The following is a 21,232-nucleotide window of genomic DNA, read 5'->3' on the forward strand; positions in this document are numbered from 1 at the left end:
ATATCAAAGAGCTGATTGAATAAGGTCATTAATTAAAGTGACTGATAGTGAGTCTTTTTTTGGAATCGTTTCCGGATTTTGTCGGAAGATATTCATGAAATTTTAGAGGCTCATCACTCAAAACGAGCGAGTTAATATCAAGAAAGGTGTTTGAGATCTCATTTTTATAAATTCAATGGAAACGTTTCCAGTAGGGCGCGATTGATCACAGTAATGCTTTGTCAGCATAGGTAGGATAACCATCGAAATATAAATAAAAGTTGTCGACGCTTTGGCTTCGAGTTAGGCGAAATCAAAGTGATACGACGAAAAGGAACGCATTATGTCTGATAAAATTTCGCTACAAACCAAACTCTCATACGGTTTGGGTGCGCTGGGTAAAGATTTTGCTTGTGCGCCGATCTACATCTTTCTTATGTTCTACTTCACCGACGTTGCTGGTCTTTCTGCGGCGTTTGTCGGTACTGTTTTTCTCGCGGCGCGTATTATTGATGCCATTACAGACCCTATGATGGGGGTTATTGTTGATAACACTCGTTCGCGTTTTGGTAAATTCCGTCCTTGGATTGTGATTGGCACACTTTTAAATGCCATCGTACTTATCGGTTTATTTAGCACTCACATGTTTGAAGGGACGGCGCTGTATATTTATGCCGCTGCGGCCTATATTCTTTGGGGCTTGACTTATACCATTATGGATATTCCTTATTGGTCAATGATCCCGGCGCTATCTAGCTCTCGTCAAGAGCGCGAAAAATTGGTGGTTTGGCCACGTCTTTTTGCCAGTCTCGCGTGGTTTATTACTGGTACATATGGCCTGCACATTGTGGGTGAATTAGGTAATGGTGACCAAGGTAACGGCTTCTTTAATGTGGCCGTGTTGATTGCAGTACTGTTCGTCATGAGCGCCTTTTTGATTGCGCGTAATGTCAAAGAGCAAACCAATACCGCTGCATCAGTAGAGAAGTTCAATTTCAAAGATGTATTGACCATCATTGGTAAGAACGACCAGCTAAAAGCGCTTATTGGTACGGTGCTTTCGTTCCAAATCGCTAACCTGCTGGTGGGTGGCTTCGCGATTTACTACTTCTCTTACGCATTGGGCGACCCTGAACTGTTCCCAATTTACATGATGGTGGCGGGTGTTGCTGAAGTGGCGGGTGTGTTCTTGTTCCCACGTATCGCGGCAGTACTGCCTCGTAAATTCCTATGGTTGATTGCAAGTGGTTGTGCGGTGCTATCGTGCGTATTACTACTTATCATGGGTCTGGTTGCGCCAGGCAGTGCGCTGCTGATTGGTCTATCAGGCGCGGCAATTAAGTTTGGCGTAGGCATTGCGAACGCGCTTCAAACTGTGATGTTGGCAGACGTGGTCGACTACGGCGAGCACAAAACAGGCCGCCGCAGTGAAAGTGTTATCTTCTCAGTGCAAACCATGCTGGTAAAATTTGCTGGCGCAGCGGGTGGCTTTATCGTGGGTATCGGGCTGTCATTGGTGGGTTACGTACCCAACGTCGAGCAATCTGAAAGCACAATTATGGGGCTTCAGTTTATGATGATTGGCTTACCTGCGGTGATGATGCTTCTAAGCGGAATTATCTATAAGCGTTACTACCGTCTTCACGATGGTTTTGATAAAGAGGCTCATGATTTGAATGCAGCAAAATCAGTCGAGACACACGCTGAAGAAAATGCGATTGCATAAGCATTACTTTGAGTAAGTTAGCGCCCCCATCGAGGTGAATCCCGATGGGGGCTTTTTTTATGGGATTTGTGATGCGTCAACGCGGGGATTTTAGTAGACTTGGCGACCATTTTTGTGAGTTTGAGGCACGCTAATGCATACCCTATTGCGGTACATTCATGGCTATCCTGTCAATATTGTTGAGCAGGTGAGCGGCTTAGTTGAACGCAATCAGTTGATCCCTTGGTTTGAACAGCGTTATCCCACACGCCATACTATTCAAAGCGAGAAAGCGCTGTATGACTATGCAATGGCGATAAAAAATCAGTACATGAAAAAAACCGCAGTGGTGAGTAAGGTGGTTTACGACAGTAAAATTCACCTCATCAACCACGCGCTTGGGCTTAACACGGCGATCAGCCGTAATCATGGTGGTAAACTCAAAGCGAAGAATGAGATTCGAATAGCGAGTGTTTTTAAGCATGCGCCAGAGCCGCTACTGCGAATGTTAGTGGTGCACGAATTAGCCCACCTTCGCGAAAAAAACCATGATAAAGCGTTTTATCAGCTCTGCTGTCACATGGAGCCTGATTACCACCAATTCGAATTTGATGCGCGCTTGTTTATGATGGTGAATGAGTTAAAGGCGCAGCAGGTAAAAGCGCAATGAAAATAAAACCGACTAATTCAACGCAAAAGAATGTGCGAGCGCCAAAGCGAACGCCAAAAAAGACGCCAAAGGCCGCAGCAATTACCCAAGGTGCAAAACGTGGTACTAAACCGACGAATAAAAAAACTCGCATAAGTACACCTCAAGTTGCTGAACATATCGATTTTCGCCGCCAAACCAAAAGCGGGTTGCACTCGAAAAATCGTCATCATGGACGTTATGATTTGGGGCAATTGGTCAAGGTGCTCCCTGCGTTAGCGCCCCATATTGTGCGCACACCGGCAGGAGAGCAAAGCATTAATTTCTCCGATCCTCTGGCGGTAAAATTATTGAATAAAGCCATTTTGTTGGTCGATTATGGCGTGCAGCATTGGGACATTCCGAATGGATTTTTATGCCCGCCAATTCCAGGTCGTGCCGATTACATTCATCGTGTGGCAGAGCTTTTGGATGGCGAGCGCAAGGGCGGCTTTCGTCATAATGCGGTTCATATGCTTGATATCGGCGCTGGTGCAAACTGCATCTATCCTTTGGTGGCGGCAGCAGAATATGGGTGGAATGTGGTTGGGTCTGATATCGACCCGCGCTCCATTGATAATGCGCAAGCCATTGTTAACGCCAACCCGCAATTTCAGCCGCGCATTGTTTTACGCCGTCAATCAAAAACGGACTCGATTTTTAAAGGCATTATTTTGCCAACTGACCGGTTTGATATCACCACATGCAATCCACCGTTTCATCGCTCGGCTGAAGAGGCCAATGCGGGAACTCAGCGTAAAATCGCTAACTTAGCGGCAAACAAGGTGAAACGTGGCAGTGAAAATTTGGCTAAGATGCGCCAAAACGTTGCATCAAAGCCCCGTAACACCTCACTGAATTTTGGGGGCCAAAATGCCGAGTTGTGGTGTCCGGGCGGTGAAGCGGCATTTGTGGCACAAATGGCCATCGAAAGTCGGGATTTTGCTACGCAAGTGCTCTGGTTTAGCACGCTGATCTCGAAAAAAGAGAATGTTACGCCTCTGTGCGAGCAATTAAGCGCATTGGGCGTGAAAGCGATGCGAGTGATTGAAATGAGCCAAGGCCAGAAAGTGAGCCGTTTGGTGGCGTGGAGCTTTCTTGATGCGCCATTACGTCGTCAGTGGGCAGAGCTAGCAGGCCTCAAGGCGTGATTTGATTTTGGTAGCGTTGGGCTAATGATATGTTTCCCGCTTGTGTTTCCAGCGTGACTAATAGTTTTAGTGAACTTTTGCGAGCGCCGTAAATTTGGTTGAACTGCATCAAGCGTGCTCGAGCTTGCACGAGTAAGTCATCATCAATTTCCAACTTTGCCAGCTGCAATAATGAGTTTGGTCTGTTGGCGTCATAATCGAGCGTGCGGGCAAAATAGTGCTGCGCGCGCTGCGAGTTCCCGGATTTCAATGCACAAAAACCGGCATTTTCATAACTGTCAGCGATGCCGACGTAATTTGGCAGGGCGATAGCGCGGTTAAACAGTGTGTCCGCCTCACGATAATTGCCTTGTTTGCAAAGATAAGTTGCATAAAGGTGGAGCACGTCACCATTGGTGCGATGTGTCGCCATCGCTTGAGAATAAAATGTTTGTGCTCGCTGGTTATTTCCGACCAATTCATAATAGTGAGCAAGTGTTAATTGCGCGCGATAATAGCTCGGAGCGTGTTGATACGCCTTTTGAAAATTTTCCAGAGCGCGAATTTTGTCACCTTGCTCCAGATAGGCCAGTCCAAGTGTGATACGAGATTGCGCTTTTTCAATGGGATTTGCTTTGACAGCAACGCGTTTCCCTTCGGTGCGTCCCTTGTCAGTAATAGTAACGCAACCGGTCAAGAGCAGAGCAAAGCATAGGAAAGACGAAGATAAACCACGGACACACTTCATGTTTGACACTCTATGGCAAGAATAAACACCATGATAACCAACCGAGAAAGCGTCAGGCAGGATAGGGCGCCAAGATGCGAGGGACTCAACATTCTTGGCGTATTAAATAACCTATTTGTTGTTTGAACTTAAGGTTAATCGTCTTTGGTAAAAGCCGATTCACTGAACTTATCTAAATCGTAAGGGGTTTGCTGATAAACGCAGTAGTTAAGCCAATTTGAAAACAGCAGATGGCCATGGCTACGCCAGCTGGCACTTGGTGGCTGAGAAGGGTCATCATTAGGGTAATAGTTAACGGGGATGATTGGATCCATTCCTTCGCCTAAATCTCGCACATATTCATTGTGCAGTGTCTGAGCATCATATTCGGGATGTCCGGTCACAAACACGTTCCGTTTATCTTTGGTTGCTGCGAGGTACACGCCAGCGGTCTCTGACGTTGCCAATATTTCAAGGTCGGTATGCTCGGCCAAATAGTCGGCTGAGAAGTCGGCATAGCGTGAGTGCGGTGCCAAAAACGTATCATCAAACCCGCGCAAAATAGGGTGGTAAGGAGAGTGAATTTGATGCGCATAAACGCCAGAGAGCTTTTCTTTACGAGTGCGTTTGGGTAGGTCGTACAAGAGTTTTAACCCCGCTTGCGCGGCCCAACACACATACAGCGTTGATGTGACGTGATCTTTTGCCCATGTCATTATGGTTTGTAGGTGGTCCCAATAAATCACATCTTCAAATTGAACCAGACCAAGTGGCGCGCCGGTGATGATTAGGCCATCAAAGTTACGCGTTTTAACCATCTCAAATTGGCGGTAAAAGGTGTCCAGATGCTCCGTGGGCGTGTTCTTGCTTGGGCGATTATCAATGCGCAGCAGCTCCACATCAACTTGCAGTGGGCTGTTCGATAGCAAACGCAGAAATTGAGTTTCCGTCTCAATTTTCTTTGGCATCAGATTGAGAATCAGTACGCGTAGTGGGCGGATCTCTTGGCTAGCGGCCCGCGTCATGTTCATCACAAAAATATTCTCGTTGCGTAAAATGTCGGATGCGGGCAATTGATCGGGTATACGAATAGGCACAGCTTTCTCCCTAAGCTATTGATCACGTGTTACTTGTCCTACTCAAGGCGACGGCATTTCATAAAGTAATGAAAACGGTCAAAAGTCTGGACGTCTATACATCCAAATTAACCGATTTTTCCGAGGCTGTCGACCTCGTGGGCGTAGAATTTTTTACTGAATATGGCGTTGTGACAGAGTTTTGCCTAAGCCACCGTTAAAATGCTTGCGGCGTTGCGGCTTTGCTCGTACTTTGAAACGTGCGTCACCTTTATGTAGAACGAGTACCCAATGACCAATATCTTTTTGATTGTCGCAGTATTAGTGGTTTTGTTTTGGCTAATTCAAAAGTTCATCATTAAACCCAACAAGACAATTGAGTTTCACTATCGTCAAAAAGGCGCGATGTTGAATGCACAAGAAGTGGCATTTTTTAATGCGTTAAAAGAAGCGGTGGGAAATCATGGAGTGGTGTTTGCCAAAGTCAACATCGCTAATGTATTGGCGCCGCGTAACATTAAAAGTCAAAAGCAGTACGGTTTTGCCGTAAACCGCATTGCACGTTACCACTTTGATTTCGTCATCTGTGACTCAAGAACTTTTGAACCTCGAGTGATCATCGAACTTGATAACGGTAAACCGCTTGAAAAAGCGAAAATGGAACGACAAAAGTTACTCATTCAGCTGTGTAAAAGTGCCAATTTGCCGTTAATTGGTGGCTCGGTAAAATACAGTTATCAGGTGGGTAAGCTGCGCCGTTTACTGGCTGCCCATATTGATTTGATTGAGCCAGAGCGTGAAGTGCGATTTTGTAAAAAATGCCGCAGCCCCATGGTGTTGCGCACCGCAACCCACGGCGAATTTAAAGGGCGTCGCTTTTTTACTTGCTCTCGCCAGCCAAATTGTACCTACACGGAAAATTACAATGTGGTGTTTGAAAACGATGAGGCTGAGCAGAAGTTGCCGCTCAACAGCGACGTTTAATTCAATTGAAAGGCGATGGTGATATTCAAAAAAATGTGAGAGCAATCATCTATTGATGACGAGTGTCGCTCTATTTTTGGTCTAATTGCTGGCGATTAAAGCAAACGAGCCATACAAAGCAAATTTCTACTTGCGTCATCCACAGCGGATCGCTAATATCCTCCTCGTTCTCAAGGAATGCGTCCGTAGCTCAGTTGGTTAGAGTATCGCCTTGACATGGCGGGGGTCGGTGGTTCGAGTCCACTCGGACGCACCATTCTTTTAGAGTGGTTAGCTTGAGAACGAAGCACAATGCGTCCATAGCTCAGTTGGTTAGAGTACTACCTTGACATGGTAGGGGTCGGCAGTTCGAGTCTGCCTGGACGCACCATCTCTTTTTGAATTTTTATGCAAAAGAGATAAAGTCTGGATCCGTAGCTCAGTTGGTTAGAGTACCGCCTTGACATGGCGGGGGTCGGCGATTCGAGTTCGCCCGGATCCACCATATTAGTTCTTATAGAACAAGCACAAAGCCAAGCATTACGCTTGGCTTTGTTGTATCTGGCGTATGCCAATTTCACACCTATTCCTCTCGAATTTTCCACTGCCTTCTTATTCATCTTAGTGAATTTTTATTTGGCATTTTTTCGCTAAAATCATGACCTCTGTTTTTAAATTATGCTTTGTGACGGCGCTGTGACATCGGTGTGCCAGCCAAAAAATTTATGACTTCTATTTTTGACCCCAAATTTCAAAAAAACTGAAGTCACACCTTGTGGCAACAAAAGACAATAGTCGCAGCTTTTGATGCGTATTTTAGAATGATGTACTGAGATTTTTTGGGTAAAGACAAGGCAATTGGTTGACGTGAGATTCGCGCAGTTTTAGCCATATGTGTGATCAGCGCCTAATAAACAAATATGCTCCGAAAAATGCCAGCCCAATAGCGTGGCTGGCTAATTCCGTCGAGAAATAGGCTTATGTGAAGAGATTTAAGGTGCGATGCTGCGCAAATATCGGCGGTTGTCATGCATCGAAAAATAGTAGCCGGAAGGGCAGTTTGAAAATATTTGTGCATTGATGTTTTTAGCCGCCGAAAGCCTATCGGCGTAGTGAACCGCATCGGCAATAACACAAACGGTTTTTTTAAGGTAAGTTGATGGCTGTAAAGCGGTCATCAAAATTTCATACCATAATGGCTGATGTTTGTGTAGCGCTTGAAGCTCGGTATACATGATACCGATATTGCAGCTTTCATGGGCATTAGGAATATAGCGGCACTCGCCTGTATCAAGGTAATGCGCGGTTTTACCAATATCGTGAAATAACGCACCTATGATCAACAGCTGACGTTCAATGTTGCAACTATGAAAACCATTGAAAGATCCAAGTGCAGAATAAGCCACTTCTAACGAATGGATCAGTAAGCCACTGGCGTAAGAGTGATGATGGCGGTAACTGGCAGGCAAGGTGAGTAGGCCTTTCAGTAGCGTTTGGTCATTTTGTAGCTTTATCTTGAAACTGTGCAAGTCGGGATGTGATATCTCACGGATCAAATATGTTAGGTGCCGATATCCTTCTCGAAGTTCAGAGGAATGCGAGAACGGAAGGCTCTTAATTAAGGATTCGCCAGCAAGATGTTCCAATACTTCAGCGTGTTTAACCCCGCGGCCGCGAAAACAAAAAGAGGATGACTTAAATTCAATGTAAAGTGTCATCCCAACTTGGATCTCAAGTGGAGCTAATGCTTTTCTTGACAATAACACACTGCCAAAATCTCCTTCAAGTTTCACTAGGGAGGCGCTCACGGGAAACGCTAGGTGATCAGAGACTACCGCAATAATGGCACGCATAACTTATCCCTCGTTCTTTGTTGACTGAGTAATGGCGTTGTTCGCTAATAATTTCTCAAACGCACTGCCATCTTTACGAGTGAGGTTGGGCACGTAACGACTGTAAATCTCAAACGGCATTTTGGTTGTGGTATGGCCCATTTGACGCGCGATCCATTCTGGTGCTTCACCCGCTGCTAACCACAGTGTTGCAGCCGTATGGCGAGTTTCATAAGGGCGACGGTACTCCATTCCCAATTTGGTTAAAGTGGGTTTCCAAACGCGGTCGCGGACATTACCTTTATCGAGGGGCTTTCCCGCTTTGTTACAAAACACATACTCTTTATCTCCCGTGACTTGACGTTGCGAGTAGAGGGCTTCATAGACAACCGATGACATTTGAATATCACGCGCAGAGCCAAGTGTTTTGGTGTTATCAGGGCGACCATTGACGAGCGTTTCGCGAATGGTGATGATACGACGATCAAAATCGACGTATTTCCATTTCAAGCCATCAATTTCTGAGGTGCGCATACCAGTAAAAAAGCGTACGGTGAAGTAATCCTTGAATTCACGACGAACCGCACTCAGAAATTGCGTTACTTCATCGAGATTGAATGGGTGAACATCACGCTTTTCAATGCGAAGTGGTTTGATATTTTCAAAGGTGGCAGAAAAAGCATACCGATCAGCGGCTTCATTTAAAATCATTCGAAGTGGCGTCATCACATGGTTAATAAAGTCAGCAGATAAGGTTTTGCCACAAGGGCGAGCTTTGACCAAGGATGCTCGGTATTTTAGGATGTCAGCCCGCGTAATTTTATCGACCTGAGTTTCACCAAAATGGGGTACTAAATAGTGCCAGAGATAAATTTTCATGCTGTCTTTGTAGCTCTCTTTCCAGCGAACTTGATTTTCATCAAACCACTCTTGCACAAACTCATCAAAAGCGATGGTATCAATACCCTGTAACTCCATGAGAGCCGATTTATAGTTGCCCATAAGCGCTTGTTTCTTTTTCTGCGCCTCTCTATCTTGCTGAATAAATAGCTTAGCTTTTTTGGAATCAGGGAAATACTCCCCATAAACAAAGCAACCTAAACGGATATCTGCATCAATTTGATTCATCAGTTTTTGCAGTTTGCGCTCGTTTGTTTGGGATTGAGGCAGGGCAGTTTGTTCACGGCACCGCTGCCCTTGATAACTGAAATCGAGATACAGTTTGCCGTTTCTTGAATTGACACTACCCATGACACACTCTCCCACCCGCCATTGGGATATAGTTCAGATTACGGGTGGCTGATTGGTATAATTCGGCCTCGACCTCTTCCCAAATGTAGAGAATTTTTCTACCATTGAATGGTCGAATGTAGTGCTTACCTTCGATGAAAACGGAATCTCGCAGAGTCGAATTGATATAGTTGGCGCTAAATTTGATACGCTCTGCGAGTTCTTTTGTGGTTAATAGTGATTGGTGCATTTGACCTCTCTTTTTGTGTTTTATCAGGACACAAAATCAAGATAGGATACTCTTCGTGTTTTATCAAGACACAATTGCGAGTTTTTTGAGAATAAAACGTTGATTAGATATAACCTAAAGAAATTGATCGATGATAAATCACAGCTTGAGGGGAGAAAAATCTCAGGATCTGAGGTTGCAGCTGCTGTGGGTATCCAGCGCTCTGCAATGGCGAAGATGATCAGAGACGAAGGGTATACCACTACAACGAAAACTTTAGATGCATTGTGTCAGTATTTTAAATGCGATGTATCTGATTTAATTTGGTATCAAAAAGACGAACTATGATCCTATAGATATAGCATATAAAATATACATAGTAAGCTATTTATCGAGCATTATAATTTATAAAAGGTTAAGGAATAATTTAAATTTTATTTATTCTCTATAATTGCAATTCAAAAGCTGTCTTCTATTTATAATTAATATTTTGATATTGATTTACTTTAAGTGAATACAATGCCATGAGTGTTCCATTGTGAGTGCTACTGATTATAATATAATGAAATTCATAGTAAAATCACATGAAATGACAGACTAAATTTATAATTTTATTGCAACTTTCAGCGCAACTGCAATCTCTGATTTATTTATCTATATCCGTGGTCATTGAAGATGCTTGATTTTTATTAAAATCAGGATCATGTTACGCATCATGAAAATTACACTGACTCCTCAACAGAAACTGCAACTCGAACAAATGCACTATATTGAGCGTGATAGTCGAGTTTGTGACCGTATTATATCCAAACAACTTGGAGATGTAGGTAGGTGACCAGCGAACAAAGTCTCTGAGCATAGATAAACTATGTGATGAGGTTCGTGAGTGTCCGTCAACACCACTGTAACTTCAAGTAAGACGTCTTTTCAAAAGTTACTACAAGAACAGCCAGGTACGTTGGTATTTGTCAAAGAGTACTTCGACATTGAAGTTTTAAGCCAAAGCGAGTACTTGGCAAAAGTAGCGTTGCCATTTTGTGGGGATCAAGCTTCTTCCCTTTCGAGTGAGAGGCTAGCTGAGTGCTTTTTATTCAGAGGAAACTTTTTAGTAAGTATTAATATTTTTCGAATAGAAAAATAATTCAAAAAATGTGAAGTTGAACTAGGTTGGTTGAAATTAATACAGTTAATTAAATGTCTGAAATTTGGTATTTTTATAAAGGTCGACACATGGGATATTGTTGTATTGGTGGGGTGAATGGTTGGTGGTTTTGTTATTTAATTTCTGATTGGTAGTCATATTGATACAAAGGTTATCAGAACTTGGTCTCGTAAAATCGTGAATGCAGGTTTGTAGTGTTTTTTCAATGGGGTGAACGTGGATTTTACAACGGAAAGAGCAGGCTTTGTAAAGTTTGTAGAAGATAGTTTAATTAGAACGGAATCTGATCAACTAAAAGAAAACCCTCTTAAAAAGTTTCACATTGGGTTGTTACGTCCTTTAGCAGACGGAAACAATGAAACTTCAAGCCGTTCACGGAATAGTGTTGGTTCTATTACAGCACCTTCATCTGCGGGCTTTTCGTTTTATGTCACTGGTTCGGATATTCGCCTTTCTATTGAATATGAATGTACGACTTTCAGTAATGAAGGTGTCCAAAACTCTAAAGAACAGGGTAATAAAAGTGAAATTTGGAGAAAGGAAGTCCATTCAATGGAGCGAAACTTTCTTGAATCAAATAGTCCCAGCGTTGCTACACATGCCAATGATTCAGCCAATGTTTTTGCATGTGAAGATGGTTTTAGAGCTAAGTTGTATCAAACGTGGCGCCCTTTCAAAGATGGTTACATAGTTACCCTTTCGTTGGCTAACCAACAGACTATAAAAGATATTGATAGAGAAACACCACAAATGGCGTGTAAGACTCTGTTTGACGTAAAACTTCGGTGCACAGTTATAGCAGGGCAAGTCAATAGCTATCCTCAGAAAGACTTTTCTCTATTGACTGATGAGGAAAAGGAGCTGGAGTTAAGGTATAAAAATGTTAAAAATTATGCGATTGGGCATGCAGTCGGCGTCGATTGGTCAGTTCAAAATAAACACCGTGTAATTGAAACCAATTTTATTCCAAAAGTAGAAGTACCTAGTGTTACAGCGAATACTGCAGGCTCTGAAACCAAACACCTAAATTTCAAAATCCTATCTACCTGCCACAAAAACAAGAGTGTTTTTGATTATTTAACAGACTTTGCTAATGGGTATGGCGACTGGTTGACCACGCAGCAGTCGATGATGGATGCGATGGAATCTCATGAGCAGGAGGTAGCAAATAGCATAGTCAATAGAGCGAAAGATGCCCATGCGCGAATTATTGAAGGGATTGAGTTTTTAAAAGGGAATAAACAGGCCCAACTTGCATTTTCATTTATGAATGCAGCAATGCTAAAGCAGATGACTGCAGGTCAAGACTCACCGGATTTTGATAAGTTTAACTGGAGACCGTTTCAGCTTGCGTTTGTATTGATGACCATGAAATCATCAATTGATGAAGGAGATATCAATCGAGACGTCGTCGATTTGATATGGTTTCCCACTGGTGGTGGTAAAACAGAAGCCTACCTGGGTGTTATGGCGATGGTTTTTGTCTATCGTCGTCTGGTTTACCCTCAAAGCCAAGACAGTACGGTGGCCATTATGCGCTATACCTTGACTCTGTTAACTGGGCAACAGTTTGTCCGTGCTGCAAAAGTGGTATGTGCTCTTGAGCTACTAAGAAGGAAGTCTGAGAAGTTATTAGGTAAAACTCCGTTTACATTAGGGTTGTGGGTCGGAAGTAAAAGTACTCCGAATACCTATTATCAAGCTCAACAGGTTCTTAACAACCAAAATTTTGAAAAGTTAGGAATGACATCTTGCCCCTGGTGTAAAAGCAAATTTTCTGAAAAGAATTATCTAGCTCATGAAAACCGGTTCGACATTAAGTGTACGAATGACACTTGTGAGTTTGGTGCCAGTAACAATAGCATACTGCCGTGCAAGACGGTCGATGAATCCCTATACGACAACCCACCAACTCTCCTACTTGCTACTGTAGATAAGTTTGCCATGCTTGCCTGGGATGGTAGGGCGGAAGTATTTTTTGGAGGTAAAGGTAAACGACCACCGGAACTGATCATACAAGACGAGCTTCATCTGATATCAGGCGCTTTAGGGTCGATGGTAGGCCTGTACGAGGTAGGTATTGAAACGGCGTTGATAAAGCGCGGCATTTACCCGAAGTACATTGCATCAACTGCAACGATTAGGAATGCGAGTGAGCAAGTTAAGCAACTGTACGGTAAATCTTCAGCAGTCTTTCCTCCTGCGGGGCTTGAGCATGATGACTCATATTTTGCCAGAACGGTCCCGATAACAGAGAAGCCAGGACGTTTGTACGTAGGCTATATGGCATTCAGTAAATCGAAAAGAGATTCTCTAGAGCCGCTGTCTAGTCTCATTGCTATTGCGCCACAGGTGCATTTTGCTGGCAAGCCAGAATATAAAGATGCTTGGTGGACTCAGTTGGTTTACCACGGAAGTTTGAAAGGCGTTTCAGCGAGTGACGCTTCATTTAAAGGACCAATTACTCGCTCAATACAGCAGAAGCTCTTTGAGTACGCTCAGGAACTAACAGAAGACGAGTACAAATCTCGAAACGAGGAAATAAGTCGCCTGTTGAATGTCAAATCACTGACTTCTCTTCAGGGTGCAGAGAGGAATAATCAGACGTTTGCCGAGCTTGAGGAGTCTTATAAAAGCTCGAAAGTTGTAGACGTCGCTTTAGCGACGAACATGATATCGGTGGGATTAGACGTTGAGCGCTTGGCGGTAATGATCATTAACGGTCAGCCTTTGACGACGTCAGAGTATATTCAGGCAAGCAGTCGTGTTGGCCGTGGCGACATACCTGGTGTGGTATTTATAAACTATTACAAATCACAGACTAGCAGCTTATCTCACTACGAAAACTTCCGCTCTTATCATGAGTCATTCTATCGCTATGTCGAACCAACAAGTCTTACTCCGTTCACTTATCAAGCACTCAAGAAGGCATTGCATGCTTCGTTAATCATTGCATTAAGGATGTCTGGTATTGGACTAGTTGCTAATGGCAGTGCAGATCTATTCGACGCCAAAAACCAAGATATAAGCCTGATCGTGCAAATGTTGAAAGGGCGTATACGGAATGCTATTGAAGGGCCCTTTGACACTGACTTACAGCGACAGGACCAAACCATCAAACTGGAGACAACTCTAGATATGCTGGAAGAACTGGTTGAGGAGTGGTCTCAACATGCCCAAGAAAGCAAACAGAAGAGAAGGCAGCTTCACTTTAATAGTAAAGACCGAGCAGCAGACTCGTTAATTAAAACACATGACGTTGAAAAAAAAGCACTTTGGGATACACAAACATCGATGCGAAATGTAGAAGATAGTACTCTTGTCAATACACTTCGAGAGCTAAAAAATGAACACTAAATTAACGGCCATTAGATTATCCCACATTGCTTCTCAACAAGGGGTCGGTAGTATCGCCCGTCTGGAAAATGACTATACAGGTGTCATTGTAGATACTCGATATTGGTTTGGCAGTGGTACTCCGGATCCTAAAAATGAGTTAAAAAATGTTAGTCGTATTCAACGCTGCTTGGAAATTCCCCAACGTCTTTATTTGCCGCCTACCGGTAATGAAGATAACGCAGGGGATGCCGATAAAGCGATACCTGCGGTTCTATTCCCTAGTTATTTGCAATGCGTGAGCTGTGGTCAACTCGATTTGGCTCCTTGGGCTAATAATCCCCATAAGTCAACGTCTAAGCCACGCTGTACTAGTTGTAGTGGTGTGATGGGTCAAGGTACTTACTGTGTAGTAGATAACTTTGGAAACCTAGATGATGTCAATTGGAATTATCTTTGTCATTGTGAATTGAATGGAAGGGTTCCGCCAGACGGTAAGGTTGCGAACTGTTATCACTCACACCACAAAGACCAGTTGAGAATCGATTTTGTAAACGGACGTCAGAAGATATCTTGCGCCAGTTGCGGTAGCTCAACCTTATTTGAACCAACTAAGGCAGGGCTTAGGCCAATGAAGCCACAGCCTTGGATTTTTGAAAAGATTGCTGACGAATCAGTAGAACTAAAACGCAAAGGGGAAGTTGTTGAAATAAATCACCCTAGCGTATATTCACCAGTCAATCTTGATGGGCTGGTTATTCCGCCAGAGTCAAATAACGATGATAAGAACTCGAGTACCGCTGATATTCTAAAGTACTCCGATGATCTTGATGAAGTATTGAATGCACCTAGTGATTTCTTGAGAAAACGTCGAACGGATCAATTAGCAAGAAAGCTAAATGTAGCTGTTGAGGAAGTACATAGGGCACTAAATGTCTACGAATTTGGTGTTAATGAACATGATGTTCAAGAGCTTATTGGCACGCCAGGTCAAATGAAAGAAGAGGAGTACGATGCGTTAACGACGGAGCAGTCATTTTCGCCATCAGCTGACTTTAAAACGCGACACCTAACTTCGCATTACGAAGCTCTGCGAGATCGTTTACCTGAAGAATTATTGCCAATAAGCCTGATTATTAAAGATTTAGTAAAAGTCGAGCGCCTTAGAAAAGTACAAGTATTTAGTGGCTTCCTTCGTTCGCAAAGAGACTTAGATCCTGAAAAAGAATCCTCAAAGAAGTCAAAGGCTCCGGAAGATAAAGCGAAATTTCAGCCTCAAATTGTTCAACCTAATATAGTGGGCGATGCTGATTGGTTGCCAGCGATCAATCTCTATGGAGAGGGAATTTTCATTACATTAAACCCTAAATGGCTAAGAGCTTGGTCTTATCACGATGGGGTTGCACGAAGAATTAATGAACTTGCCAACCACTATGAACGATCTGAGAGTCAGGTAATGGTCGATGAGGTTACTCCAGAGTTTGTCTTACTTCATACCTTGTCACACTTGGTTATAAGAGAGCTAGAGGATAAATGTGGTTACCCAGCATCGTCATTGTGTGAACGACTTTATTCGTCAAAAGAAGAAGGGATGTGTGGCTTCTTGATTTATACCGCAGTGGCTGATAAAAGCGGATCACTCGGTGGGTTGATGGAGCTGGCTGAGCCAAAGTCATTTCTAACTATTTTAGACAGTGCAATAAAAAGAGCGCACTGGTGTACGCTAGATCCAGTTTGCTCAGATCACGGTGGGCAGGGGAGAGATGGCCTCAATAGAGCTGCATGCCACGGCTGTACTTTAGTTCCCGACACCAGTTGCGCATACGGCAATGTCTTCTTAGACCGAGTCTTGATTAAAGGTGATATGGAATATGGAATCCCGTCTTTGGTAGAGTTTATTAGGGAGAATGCCAGTGAGTAAACGAGTCAATGAATTGCCTCAGTCACATAACCTTACCAAACAGCAACAAAGAGTGTTGAGGTTACCGTTAGAGGGGCAGCACTTGGTAGTGGGTGCTCCAGGTACAGGCAAATCTGTAGTCGCATTGCATCGTATGAAAAAGTACCAAGGAAAAGGCAGAACGCCTAAGGTGCTAACGTTCAATCATGTACTAGCAGCGCATACATCTCAACTAGCTGAGTGTGACCTGACAACTGCGATGAGTTGGTTATATCAGACACAGTACCAATTAACCAAACAGTATATGCCTGAGCGTGTCCCAACTGCTAATGAAAAAAAGAAAAGGGAAGTGAACCCGGACTATGATCAACTCAAAAATATCTTTGCGTCTTATTACGGTAAGGTGCCAATCCAAGATCTGATCATAGATGAGGGACAAGACTTACCATCAGGATATTATGAATCGGTGATGGAGTTAGGCTTTGAGAACTTTTTCATCGTTGGTGATCAGAACCAACAGATTACAGAGGACAACTCGAGTCGAAGAGATTTGGAGGAGGTACTGGGGCTACCTCCAGATAGTGTAATTGAGCTTGAGGAGAATTTCCGTAATACAGGACCAATTGCCAAGCTTTGTCAGCATTTCTATACAGATAGAGCCAGTCCATTGCCAAAGTTGCCAGAGCGCTCATCTCTATTAATACCGACGCTCATTAATTACTCGTCGGTAAATGCCTGTGTAGAAACTATTCTAAGAGCTGCAGATAGAGACAGTGGAAAGTTAATTGGTGTTATTGTCGCCAATGAAACTAGGCGAGCTGATTACGTTAAGAAATTTGATCAAATGGACATAAGGAGGGACAACGAGAAACCAGTAGTATCGAGCTACTCCAGTAGTCAAAAACAAGGAAATGTTAATATCGACTTTTCAAAAGGTGGTATTGTTGTCTTGTGTGATAAATCAGTTAAAGGGATTGAATTTGATACAGTTTATGTCATTTTGGACGGACTGCAAATCATCGGCGAAGATAAAGATGCAATGAGAAAGCGATTGTACGTTATGACATCTAGGGCTAAAGATGAACTTTTCTTGATGCAAAGTGCTCAGTACCCAAACCAACCAGTTGAAGCATTGCTTCCCTCGGATCCCAATATTTTAGAAAGAGATACAATCTAATGGCCAAGCAACAGTTTTATATTCCTATTTGTGTAGATAATCTTGCTCAGTTTTTTGCTTTTGGCTTTATTACGCCAGCTAGCGTCTTTCCGATAGGTCATTATATACCAGATGAGTTGTCTCGTCACTCAAACGTTATACCTTTGCACAGAAAACCCACTACGAAATCTAAGATACCAGCTCATGGTGTAAAAGCGTCAAGGAAAGAAGACGCATATGCAAAGAGTGCTATTGTAGTTGTCACCTTAGATGGAGTTACTCCAGAACCGTCGGAATCTTCAACATGGTTGTATTTAGAAAATATTCTACCAACATACTGTATTAGCGAGATCATCTTTGAAGATCAAAGTGCTCATGAACACTTTGATTATTTGACAAGAACTACGGGTAGAGTATCCGATGAACTACTCAATAGAGTAAAGTTCAAAAAAGGTGGATTTGATAAATTACTCCAATCAGAGGACCCAAGTGAGCTAGTTGGTGTTGAAGGTGTGTTAGAAACTAATATAGATGAGAGACCGCTAGGGTTTGAGCAAAACTTGCTCTATAAAATGAGCGGATACGGGGCAGCTCTCGCTCTGACATATGTAATGGCTAAGAATGGCAAAGTAGCCAATGATGCCTTTAAAGTACTTTCAAATGTAGGAGCAAACGAAAGTGATTTTGCGTCTCCTTTAGCTATAAAGGTGACTAAACAATATCTATTTCGTGATTTTGAAGAAGATAGCTTAAAATATCGTATCCAGGATGAATTCTTTGACTTGTTAATTAAATGCGGCTCAAACGAGAAAGTGTTAGATAAGCTGATTCCCTTTTTCGATTTAGATCTCGGAGATCCTAAAGCCACCAAATTTTTACGAGGCCTTAAAACTCGCCTTAGCGATATATTGAAAGGTAAAGTCGAAAGTACGAAATCTGAGCAAATGGAAGTTTTCCGCAGAGTAGATCGGGTAAGTCAGTTTATAGATCAGATTGTGACAATGTTCTCTTTGCTTGATGAAACGGAAAAGCTCTTCACACAACCTATACACACGATTAGTGGAGAAGGGTACGTAAATATCGCAATGGCTTATGGTATGCGAGATAAATTTTACGAAGTTCCAAAGAGTGTCAGACAAATTGAAGGGTTAGAATGTTTTGTTATTGAACGTATGTATGAATATTTCTTGACTATCACGAATCAAACGAGTGAAAAGGTTAAACAAGAGTTCTCGCTAGTGCCAACATTAGTAGATATTTTAGATGATTCACAAACTCCTCAACTCAAAAATGTGTTGTCTTATAAATTTGATCTAGTGTCGAAAAACCTGAAGCAAATCGTGTCAGTCGGTGAACACACCTATGTACCAGAACATCCAGAAAAATTGATTAAAATCTTACCGTCAAATGAGTCTGAGTTTGAAGCAAAGATGATTGCGCAAAGAGCCTTTGAAGATGTTGACTTCAATTTCATTTTGAAACTTTATGAAGAAGAAAAGGCTCTAACAAAAGCTCGCATGAAATTGGTGAATCAATTGAATAAACTATGAGATTAAATCCGTCCCAGCCATATAACAATGGTAGCTATGCTGAGCTATTGGTTTTTGATGCGTTTCGTGGCGTAGAAATGTCAGAGGCTATTTGTTTTAACTCTCTTCACTTAGTGTCTCATAGTGAAAAGCGTATGGGGGAGTTAGATTTTGTTCTAGTTTGTAGCCGAGGTATCTTCGTTTTTGAGGTTAAGGGCGGGCGAGTATATCAAAATAAAGGTAGATGGTATTCGAGGTCGAGCCAAAGGAATCACTCGATTGAAAATCCATTCAATCAATCACGAACGGCTCTATTTTCAATGTTAAACTCATTGATTGAAAAAGGTATTAAATTAGCCAACGTGCCAGTGGGCTATGGTGTTTTACTTCCAAGTACATTACGGATAGAAGACTCTATAGAGTATGATTCTTTAATGCTTGGATGTAAAAGTGCCCTAAAAGGCTTTAATTCTTGGCTAAATAACTTTATTGGATATTGGGTAGAGAAAGTATATTCACCGGTGACTCTGTCGATCAATGAAATATCTCAAATAGCCAACTTGTTAAGACCAGGATCTATTTTTAATGAAAAAGAAAAGGGGGCTTTAACATGCATCGAACATTTAAACGCTATGCAGAAACAAGTAGTAACTTCCTTTGTAAATGAACAGCGTATTATATGTGAAGGTGCAGCTGGAACAGGAAAAACACATTTAATTAAACTAATTTCTCGTGAATTTGTTAGCCCCGAGGAAAAGGTTTTGGTGTTGTGTGAGTCTAAGTGGCTGAAAGGACGATTAAAATCAGAATTAAGTGCTTCAAATATAGTTATTGCCACTATTAATAGCTTGCAGGTAGAGTCACGCAGGTCTTTTACTTCTCAATATGATGTGGTTATTATAGATGAAGCTCAAGATCTATATCAATCTAATAAAATCAACATATTAGAAAGCTACATAAAAGGCGGTTTTAGAGAAGGGAGATGGGTCTTATTTCAAGACCTACTCAATCAAAGCAGCTTCTTTGATAGTCCGGATTATTTAGTGATTGAGCAACTGAAAAATTGTTGTGATGTTCATTTGTCATTAGATATTGCCTATCGATACTCTAGAGTAACATTGAACTTCCTTTCTAACTTGTTGGGCTCAGATAGGATTGCCACAAAAAAGATTCAAGGGCCTGACGTCGAAATCTTTTCTTCTAGCACGGTACAAGATGAGATAGAACAAGTTGAGTTCGCAATATCTAAAGCTCTAAAGGCAGGTTATCGTTATTCCGACATAACCATTCTTTCTAGTAACTCTTTCTTCGATAGTTGCGTCTCTAGTGTTTCAGAATCCGTATTAAGAAATATAGCTCAACTAGATGATTTCAATGTAAAGAACATGCCACTGCCAGAGATAAGCTTTTCACAGCTAGATCACTTTAAGGGGCTAGAAAACAAAGTTATTGTCTTGGTCGATTTTGATGAAAAATGTTTGGATAACACCTCCAAGGCTTATGTTGCACTAACAAGAGCATCTGAGCGATTACTTGTTGTTTGGGCTTCTGGAGAGAACCCTATACCCACTTTATATAGCCGCCCGGAAGCAACTAGTATATTAGATGAACATTCTGAATCAGTAGATATGACCGCCTGGCAAGAAGTTTTGGATCTAACACTTCTTTTTGAAGAGTGTGCAGCGCTAATTGAGTTAAGTGCACCTGCACCTATTTGTGGTTATGAGCTCGTATGTAGTGATGCTGTGGTATCTGAAGTTGAACTTGCCTGGCCGCAATCAAAGGTGTGTATTTTCGATGATCGTGCGGAAAAGAATACTATTGATAAATTTTCTTCTTTAGGCTGGAAGTACTATCAAGCACCGTTGTGTGAAGAAGAGCTAGGTGAGGTTTCAAATTTGGTTAGTCACTAAAGTTGTCATCCGAGTTGTACGAGTAATCAAAGCGCTTTGAAATTTTGGGCTCAAGGCAGAGTTATTCTGTTGTGATCTGATCCAGTATTACTGGACAATCTATTAAGAGACTTTTTGATTTTTAAAGTTAACTTGGCTTAGATATAAGCTTCGAACTCTTGGATTTTCTGTTACCAACATCATAAGCTTACGAACTTCAACCGACCAAAAACATCACTAACATGCCTCTCAACGAAATGATTCATTGATAGGTATTTTTATGTTTCAAAATATTCATTGATGGGGTAACAAAGCCCATCTTCACAGGTTCGACGCCGTCGGATTGTAAATCAATCAATAATTTCATGGCAGAAGTGAAAGTTAGCCAACAAGAAGGTAAAGATGCACAAAACATCGCGAAACCGATGGCATTTGAAATTGCGAGATCCTGTAATGACCCAGAGAAGAGTTGGACATGATATTGTGTCACCCTAAAAGGAGTCATTAGTACTATGGAACCAGAAGTAAAACGTTGGACGGCAAAGCGTAAAGCCGAGCTCGTCAAAGAGATCATCAAAGGCAAAACAACGGCTAAAGAAGCGGCAAGAACTTATGATTTGACGCCCGCAGAAGTTGAACGGTGGGTTGATGATGCATTGGGTGGAATGGAGAACGCGCTTAAAGCAAATCCAAAGGAT

General features: G+C 42.3%; 16 protein-coding genes, 3 tRNA genes and 1 pseudogene. 15 read left to right on the forward strand and 5 right to left on the reverse strand.

Going from position 1 to position 21,232, the window contains the following annotated elements:
• Positions 1-322: 322 nt before the first annotated feature.
• From melB to rlmF, 3 genes are all read left to right on the forward strand, one after another.
• Entirely contained in the window at positions 323-1,705 is a 1,383-nt protein-coding gene (gene melB / locus HGP28_RS14395; protein WP_168837176.1) for a melibiose:sodium transporter MelB, read from the forward strand.
• Positions 1,706-1,838: 133 nt separating this feature from the next.
• Positions 1,839-2,354, forward strand: coding sequence for a M48 metallopeptidase family protein (locus HGP28_RS14400; protein ID WP_168837177.1), 516 nt, complete (start codon positions 1,839-1,841; stop codon positions 2,352-2,354).
• Positions 2,351-3,523, forward strand: coding sequence for a 23S rRNA (adenine(1618)-N(6))-methyltransferase RlmF (gene rlmF, locus HGP28_RS14405; RefSeq protein ID WP_168837178.1), 1,173 nt, complete (start codon positions 2,351-2,353; stop codon positions 3,521-3,523). Before HGP28_RS14400 ends, rlmF begins: the two co-directional genes overlap by 4 nt.
• Here the strand turns inward: rlmF and pilW are convergent.
• Both pilW and metA read right to left on the reverse strand, forming a co-directional pair.
• The gene (gene pilW / locus HGP28_RS14410; protein ID WP_168837179.1) at positions 3,513-4,250 is read right to left on the reverse strand and encodes a type IV pilus biogenesis/stability protein PilW; all 738 of its coding nucleotides are present in this window, start codon (positions 4,248-4,250) and stop codon (positions 3,513-3,515) included. The genes rlmF and pilW overlap by 11 nt on opposite strands.
• 134 nt (positions 4,251-4,384) lie before the next feature.
• A complete protein-coding gene (gene metA / locus HGP28_RS14415; protein WP_168837180.1) occupies positions 4,385-5,326 on the reverse strand; it encodes a homoserine O-acetyltransferase MetA in 942 nt (313 codons plus the stop codon).
• 270 nt (positions 5,327-5,596) lie between these two features.
• Between metA and HGP28_RS14420 the strand changes: the two genes are divergently transcribed.
• From HGP28_RS14420 to HGP28_RS14435, 4 genes are all read left to right on the forward strand, one after another.
• Positions 5,597-6,289: a DUF2726 domain-containing protein gene (locus HGP28_RS14420; protein ID WP_168837181.1), complete on the forward strand. Its 693-nt coding sequence runs from the start codon at positions 5,597-5,599 to the stop codon at positions 6,287-6,289.
• A gap of 179 nt (positions 6,290-6,468) precedes the next feature.
• Positions 6,469-6,545: transfer RNA gene (locus HGP28_RS14425), tRNA-Val, on the forward strand.
• A 37-nt stretch (positions 6,546-6,582) separates the two neighbouring features.
• Positions 6,583-6,659 (forward strand) — tRNA-Val (locus HGP28_RS14430).
• Positions 6,660-6,696: 37 nt separating this feature from the next.
• Positions 6,697-6,773 (forward strand) — tRNA-Val (locus tag HGP28_RS14435).
• 487 nt (positions 6,774-7,260) lie between these two features.
• Here HGP28_RS14435 and HGP28_RS14440 read toward each other — a convergent pair.
• Genes HGP28_RS14440 through HGP28_RS14450 form a run of 3 tightly spaced genes read right to left on the reverse strand, consistent with a single transcriptional unit; the run spans position 7,261 to position 9,580 of the window.
• Positions 7,261-8,121: a TraI domain-containing protein gene (locus HGP28_RS14440; protein WP_168837182.1), complete on the reverse strand. Its 861-nt coding sequence runs from the start codon at positions 8,119-8,121 to the stop codon at positions 7,261-7,263.
• Between the two features lie 3 nt (positions 8,122-8,124).
• The gene (locus HGP28_RS14445) at positions 8,125-9,351 is read right to left on the reverse strand and encodes an Arm DNA-binding domain-containing protein (RefSeq protein WP_168837183.1); all 1,227 of its coding nucleotides are present in this window, start codon (positions 9,349-9,351) and stop codon (positions 8,125-8,127) included.
• Entirely contained in the window at positions 9,344-9,580 is a 237-nt protein-coding gene (locus HGP28_RS14450) for a hypothetical protein (RefSeq protein WP_168837184.1), read from the reverse strand. The genes HGP28_RS14445 and HGP28_RS14450 overlap by 8 nt, the downstream gene beginning before the upstream one ends.
• 123 nt (positions 9,581-9,703) lie before the next feature.
• Between HGP28_RS14450 and HGP28_RS19365 the strand changes: the two genes are divergently transcribed.
• The 8 genes and pseudogenes from HGP28_RS19365 to HGP28_RS14485 form a co-directional block, all read left to right on the forward strand.
• Positions 9,704-9,907: a helix-turn-helix domain-containing protein gene (locus tag HGP28_RS19365; protein ID WP_281355574.1), complete on the forward strand. Its 204-nt coding sequence runs from the start codon at positions 9,704-9,706 to the stop codon at positions 9,905-9,907.
• 355 nt (positions 9,908-10,262) lie between these two features.
• Positions 10,263-10,388 (forward strand): annotated as a pseudogene (locus HGP28_RS19480) (IS630 family transposase); the annotation flags it as partial.
• A gap of 549 nt (positions 10,389-10,937) precedes the next feature.
• A complete protein-coding gene (locus tag HGP28_RS19405; RefSeq protein ID WP_211092005.1) occupies positions 10,938-14,078 on the forward strand; it encodes a helicase-related protein in 3,141 nt (1,046 codons plus the stop codon).
• Positions 14,068-15,978, forward strand: a complete 1,911-nt coding sequence (drmB, locus tag HGP28_RS14465; protein ID WP_168837186.1) for a DUF1998 domain-containing protein — start codon at positions 14,068-14,070, stop codon at positions 15,976-15,978. The genes HGP28_RS19405 and drmB overlap by 11 nt, the downstream gene beginning before the upstream one ends.
• Positions 15,971-17,134, forward strand: a complete 1,164-nt coding sequence (locus tag HGP28_RS14470) for an AAA family ATPase (protein WP_168837187.1) — start codon at positions 15,971-15,973, stop codon at positions 17,132-17,134. Before drmB ends, HGP28_RS14470 begins: the two co-directional genes overlap by 8 nt.
• Positions 17,134-18,663 carry a hypothetical protein gene (locus HGP28_RS14475; protein WP_168837188.1) on the forward strand — a complete coding sequence of 510 codons (1,530 nt, stop codon included), beginning with the start codon at positions 17,134-17,136 and terminating at the stop codon, positions 18,661-18,663. The genes HGP28_RS14470 and HGP28_RS14475 overlap by 1 nt, the downstream gene beginning before the upstream one ends.
• Positions 18,660-20,555 (forward strand): nuclease-related domain-containing DEAD/DEAH box helicase, encoded by a 1,896-nt coding sequence (locus HGP28_RS14480; protein WP_168837189.1) that lies wholly within the window; start codon positions 18,660-18,662, stop codon positions 20,553-20,555. Before HGP28_RS14475 ends, HGP28_RS14480 begins: the two co-directional genes overlap by 4 nt.
• 491 nt (positions 20,556-21,046) lie before the next feature.
• The coding region (locus HGP28_RS14485; protein WP_168837190.1) for a DUF1153 domain-containing protein at positions 21,047-21,232 on the forward strand (186 nt) is incomplete at its 3' end.

Origin of the sequence: Vibrio agarilyticus (genome assembly GCF_012641465.1) — a bacterium.
GTDB classification, from domain to species: Bacteria; Pseudomonadota; Gammaproteobacteria; order Enterobacterales; family Vibrionaceae; genus Vibrio; species Vibrio agarilyticus.

Coding starts and splice junctions, on each gene's coding strand:
- HGP28_RS14480 (WP_168837189.1), top strand. CDS start 18,660: ATGAGATTAAATCCGTCCCAGCCATATAACAATGGTAGCTATGCTGAG.
- HGP28_RS14440 (WP_168837182.1), bottom strand. CDS start 8,121: ATGCGTGCCATTATTGCGGTAGTCTCTGATCACCTAGCGTTTCCCGTG.
- HGP28_RS14450 (WP_168837184.1), bottom strand. CDS start 9,580: ATGCACCAATCACTATTAACCACAAAAGAACTCGCAGAGCGTATCAAA.
- HGP28_RS14475 (WP_168837188.1), top strand. CDS start 17,134: ATGGCCAAGCAACAGTTTTATATTCCTATTTGTGTAGATAATCTTGCT.
- pilW (WP_168837179.1), bottom strand. CDS start 4,250: ATGAAGTGTGTCCGTGGTTTATCTTCGTCTTTCCTATGCTTTGCTCTG.
- HGP28_RS14400 (WP_168837177.1), top strand. CDS start 1,839: ATGCATACCCTATTGCGGTACATTCATGGCTATCCTGTCAATATTGTT.
- melB (WP_168837176.1), top strand. CDS start 323: ATGTCTGATAAAATTTCGCTACAAACCAAACTCTCATACGGTTTGGGT.
- HGP28_RS14445 (WP_168837183.1), bottom strand. CDS start 9,351: ATGGGTAGTGTCAATTCAAGAAACGGCAAACTGTATCTCGATTTCAGT.
- drmB (WP_168837186.1), top strand. CDS start 14,068: ATGAACACTAAATTAACGGCCATTAGATTATCCCACATTGCTTCTCAA.
- rlmF (WP_168837178.1), top strand. CDS start 2,351: ATGAAAATAAAACCGACTAATTCAACGCAAAAGAATGTGCGAGCGCCA.
- HGP28_RS14420 (WP_168837181.1), top strand. CDS start 5,597: ATGACCAATATCTTTTTGATTGTCGCAGTATTAGTGGTTTTGTTTTGG.